General features: G+C 52.6%; 1 protein-coding gene. It reads left to right on the forward strand.

Annotated elements, in window-relative coordinates; genetic code table 11:
- Positions 1-275: 275 nt before the first annotated feature.
- Positions 276-777 (forward strand): GNAT family N-acetyltransferase (locus tag ASU03_RS19250; protein WP_157466002.1); only part of this gene is annotated, 502 nt, incomplete at its 3' end.

The following is a 777-nucleotide window of genomic DNA, read 5'->3' on the forward strand; positions in this document are numbered from 1 at the left end:
CATGGTGGGGATGTGGTGGAGAGCTCCCAGGTGGGCAGTGGCACAACGTTCATGGCTTGCTTGCAGGCGGCTCATTGACCGCAAGGATCGCCACCTACTGAATACATTCCAACCGTCTCCCCTGCGCTTTTTGCACATGGCCCTTAGGCCCTGCCTTAATCTCAGCGCCTAGGCTTGCGCGCACTTTCGCCTTTCCTTATGCCAAAGCCAAAAGTGGCACGTTAGTATTTTGACCGCTATCAGACAGGGTTAAATAAATCTAAAATGGAAGTCGCATGCAATCAATGACACCCCCCAGTTACAGCCATTCACACGCGAACTTGAAACATACAAAGCTGACCATAAGTCTTGCCAGCACACCGCAAGAAATACGTGAAGTACAACGTCTACGCCATAGAGTTTTCACTGAAACTTTCCAGCTTTCCGGCCCCGTCGACTCCGGCGGTTTGAATATTGATGAGTTTGACGACTATTGTGATCATTTAATAGTACGCGACACTCAGACATCATGCGTGGTAGGGACTTATCGTGTGATGAGCCCAACGGCCGCCCAACGTATGGGACGTTATTATTGCGAGCAGGAATTTGACCTGAGTCGCCTGAATCACTTGCGGCCGCGCATGACCGAAGCGGGACATGCCTGTGTGCACCCAAATTACCGCAGCGGCAGCGTCATCATGCTGTTATGGACGGGGTTGGCCATGTATATGCGACGTGAACACTGCGACTTCCTGGTGGGTTGCGCCAGCGTAAGCCTGGCGGATGGCGGCCAGAATG

It is taken from the genome of Colwellia sp. TT2012 (assembly GCF_001440345.1).
Taxonomy (GTDB): Bacteria; Pseudomonadota; Gammaproteobacteria; order Enterobacterales; family Alteromonadaceae; genus Colwellia.